The following is a 2990-nucleotide window of genomic DNA, read 5'->3' as shown; positions in this document are numbered from 1 at the left end:
TCGGCATCGGGTGCTGTGCCAACAATCCCGATAACTGCCGATTGTACCGCGCGAAGGGGTCGGGTGCCGTCGTCAACCTCGTCAACTTCAACACCGTGTAAAAAACCTGTTGCCATTTTATACTCCTTTAAAATATTGGCGAATGAAATGAATGGGAAAAAATGAGAGAATAATTGCTGTGTTTGTTAAACTGGCATTACGATAAAAAATTATCGAAAATAGATTGACATTATTTCTACAATGTGTATTTTCGAATCAGGTGCCTCAAAAACACCTTGACGATAAGCGGGTGGATTGCCGAAACAGTCTTTTTTCCGCAGATTAAAAGCTTTGACTCATTATATGCGTATAGCATATAAATGGCTTGTCGGGTGTGGTTACGCTATACAATACCCTTTGGGGGAAAGCATAACGACGGACTTATCGCCGTGTTTTTGAGCACCCGGCACTCTTTTATCGAGTGTCAATCAAAAACATTTAACGATAAGGAGTTCTCATGAACACTCTTATTCCAATATTGGAACAAATAATTGATCAGGAAACTGTTCAAACGGTAAATGCGCGCGAATTACATGCGTTTTTGGAAATAGGAAAAGATTTCTCTACTTGGATTACAGACCGTATTAACAAATATAATTTATTAGAAAATCAAGACTTTGTTTGCTCCCCGATTTTGGGGAGCAAAGGCAGGGGTGGTCACAATCGTAAAGATTATCATCTAACTTTAAGTGTAGCTAAAGAACTTTCTATGCTTGAGAATAATAAGAAAGGTAGAGAAGCCCGTTTATACTTTATCAAATGTGAAAGGCTTTTAAAACAAGTAGCAACCCCACAGATAGCTGCATCACAAGTTGATTATTCCAAACCCGAAGCATTACTTGGTGTTTTGAATCACTTACAAAGTCAAATCGAGCAAAAGGATAACACTATTGCTGAATTGACTCCAAAAGCAGAAGCTTTAGAAGGCTTAAAGCGTTCTGATGGTCTGTTTGGTCTTATCGAAGCAGCAAAGATGCTTGAAGTACGACCAAAGGACTTAACGGATTATTTGCGTAAACATGACTGGGTGTATCGACGGGCTCCAGGGGCGCCGCTGTTACCTTATCAGGATAAGATAAAGAAAGGATTCATGGATTGTCCCGCTATTACCATTCAAAGACCGGATGGTACAGAAAAGGTGCTCCCTTCAACAAAAATCACACCAAAAGGATTGGCATGTTTGAGAGAACAAATCCATGGAGGTGTGCAATGAATACCAGTATCGACTTTTTATGTGATTTATGGATGGCTTTGTTTCAATTTTCTGATCGTGATGATGTCGAAGATAAGGCTTTTAATGCTCTGATTGAAACCATGGATGCAATAGAAAAAGCTCTGATTTTAAAACTTCAAGATGAATCACCAAATGCACTCAGAGTTCTGGCAATGATTACAAATTTTGGATCTTTAAAACCTCCTTCTATTATGGAGCCTTTGTTGAAAGCTTACGAGCCGAGTTTGAAAAATTCTGTTAAGAAAGCTGCTTAATTTAAAAACATGATTTATCTCCTCGTCTTTTAGGCGGGGAGGTGGTTAATACCGTAAAATATCTTTACATAATACGTATTGTACGTATAATACGTATTATACATTAAAGATAGGATGTGCATATGAAAAAATATAGTTTTACAGATGTAAACCGCGGGGCAGGCGATATTTTAGACGAGGCTATGTCTACACCTGTAGCTTTGACAAAGCGAGGGCGTGAAAAAATCATTATGCTTCCTGTTGATTTATATCATGAATTAATAAAAGCGCGTTCTGGCGCACAATCTTTTGTTTATGCAGATGCACCTCAAAATATATTAGACGATTTAGATCGTGGTTTAGATGACATTTTGAATAGTGATGAACATGTTTAAAGCAGGGGATGTTGTTCAATATTATTATTTATGGCACGAACAAGCGCAAAAAGGTGAACATTCGGGGCGCAAAGCGCGTCCTTCCTGTGTTATGGTTAAAACTGAAAGCCATTTTTTTTTGTTTCCTATCACTTCTCAAGAGCCTATTAATTTACAATATAGCTTAAAAGTACCTGAGATAGAATGTAGACGTGCGGGGTTGCAAAAGCAATCTTGGGTGCGTGTTGATGAATTTAATGTTGTTCCTTGCGAATCTTTGTTTGACTTTGAAGATTTAAAACCACAAGGGCGTTTTAGCCTCGCTTTCGTGCGTAAAATTGCACTTAAAATTAAAGAAGTTAAAGCAATAAAACCACTTGGAAAAGTCTCTAGAGATTGAGTCACAAAGTCAAACAGCGTGGAGTGTTGGAACTTTGCTCACATCTGTTTCACGTTCAGCATGCCACGCATCATAATTGGCTTGCATACGTAACCATATTGCTGCTCCATTCCCAAACATTTTGCCAAGACAAGCCGAAAGAGAAGGAGATATAGGCTTTTCGGCATTTAGAATATCATAAAGATGTTGGCGTGATATACCAAGCATATGCGCAATTTCTGATTTTGTTTTGCCTGTCTCAGGAATAATATCTGCTAAAACTTCTCCTGGATGAGTAGGACAGCGGTTTTTATCTCTTTGTGCAGGAATGTCATCCATAACTGTATCCTTTCTTAATAAAGTGAATACGAAGTTTAAATTCTGTTGCCATCTTGCTCTCCAAATCAATGAAGAGACTATAACAACCATCATCATGCTCCATAAGCCTGACACTGTCAGTCAAAAAAAGCCCTTTCAAAGGGCTTTTAAAGAGCGATAAAAGGACTTAAAAACATATAAACCTGCTTATAGAACAGCTATCCATTTGACTTCTGTCATATCTTGGTTACTTGTGCATCCATTTATTCTTTCCATAATCTTATGAGGACAGCACCATCTGCTCCAGCACCACTTGGAGAAGAATCGGCATGAGCACCAGCACCTCCGCCCCCAAAACCACGCCCTGCTTTTCCCGAACTATAGGAACCTTTGCCGACTCCTCCAGAGCCACC

6 protein-coding genes are annotated in these 2990 nt (G+C 39.0%); 4 read left to right on the top strand and 2 right to left on the bottom strand.

The window, feature by feature from the left end:
- The first annotated feature begins 496 nt into the window (after positions 1-496).
- The 4 genes from ACFIMA_RS09290 (at position 497) to ACFIMA_RS09275 (ending at position 2280) form a co-directional block, all read left to right on the top strand.
- Positions 497-1252: an antA/AntB antirepressor family protein gene (locus tag ACFIMA_RS09290; RefSeq protein ID WP_375621859.1), complete on the top strand. Its 756-nt coding sequence runs from the start codon at positions 497-499 to the stop codon at positions 1250-1252.
- A complete protein-coding gene (locus ACFIMA_RS09285) occupies positions 1249-1527 on the top strand; it encodes a hypothetical protein (protein ID WP_375638183.1) in 279 nt (92 codons plus the stop codon). The genes ACFIMA_RS09290 and ACFIMA_RS09285 overlap by 4 nt, the downstream gene beginning before the upstream one ends.
- Positions 1528-1649: 122 nt before the next feature.
- A complete protein-coding gene (locus ACFIMA_RS09280; RefSeq protein WP_375628617.1) occupies positions 1650-1901 on the top strand; it encodes a type II toxin-antitoxin system prevent-host-death family antitoxin in 252 nt (83 codons plus the stop codon).
- The gene (locus ACFIMA_RS09275) at positions 1894-2280 is read left to right on the top strand and encodes a hypothetical protein (RefSeq protein WP_375641101.1); all 387 of its coding nucleotides are present in this window, start codon (positions 1894-1896) and stop codon (positions 2278-2280) included. Before ACFIMA_RS09280 ends, ACFIMA_RS09275 begins: the two co-directional genes overlap by 8 nt.
- 9 nt (positions 2281-2289) lie before the next feature.
- Here ACFIMA_RS09275 and ACFIMA_RS09270 read toward each other — a convergent pair whose 3' ends face one another.
- Positions 2290-2598: a HigA family addiction module antitoxin gene (locus ACFIMA_RS09270; RefSeq protein ID WP_375693407.1), complete on the bottom strand. Its 309-nt coding sequence runs from the start codon at positions 2596-2598 to the stop codon at positions 2290-2292.
- Positions 2591-2722: a hypothetical protein gene (locus ACFIMA_RS09265; RefSeq protein WP_375693406.1), complete on the bottom strand. Its 132-nt coding sequence runs from the start codon at positions 2720-2722 to the stop codon at positions 2591-2593. The genes ACFIMA_RS09270 and ACFIMA_RS09265 overlap by 8 nt, the downstream gene beginning before the upstream one ends.
- Positions 2723-2990 lie beyond the last annotated feature (268 nt).

It is taken from the genome of Bartonella sp. AP88HLJMH (assembly GCF_042195605.1).
In the GTDB taxonomy this organism is placed as follows: Bacteria; Pseudomonadota; Alphaproteobacteria; order Rhizobiales; family Rhizobiaceae; genus Bartonella.
This window is presented reverse-complemented; position numbering and strand designations above follow the sequence as displayed.

Excerpts from the sequence above, each read along its gene's own strand:
- ACFIMA_RS09275 (WP_375641101.1), top strand. The coding sequence starts at position 1,894 with ATGTTTAAAGCAGGGGATGTTGTTCAATATTATTATTTATGGCACGAA.
- ACFIMA_RS09270 (WP_375693407.1), bottom strand. The coding sequence starts at position 2,598 with ATGGATGACATTCCTGCACAAAGAGATAAAAACCGCTGTCCTACTCAT.
- ACFIMA_RS09285 (WP_375638183.1), top strand. The coding sequence starts at position 1,249 with ATGAATACCAGTATCGACTTTTTATGTGATTTATGGATGGCTTTGTTT.
- ACFIMA_RS09280 (WP_375628617.1), top strand. The coding sequence starts at position 1,650 with ATGAAAAAATATAGTTTTACAGATGTAAACCGCGGGGCAGGCGATATT.
- ACFIMA_RS09290 (WP_375621859.1), top strand. The coding sequence starts at position 497 with ATGAACACTCTTATTCCAATATTGGAACAAATAATTGATCAGGAAACT.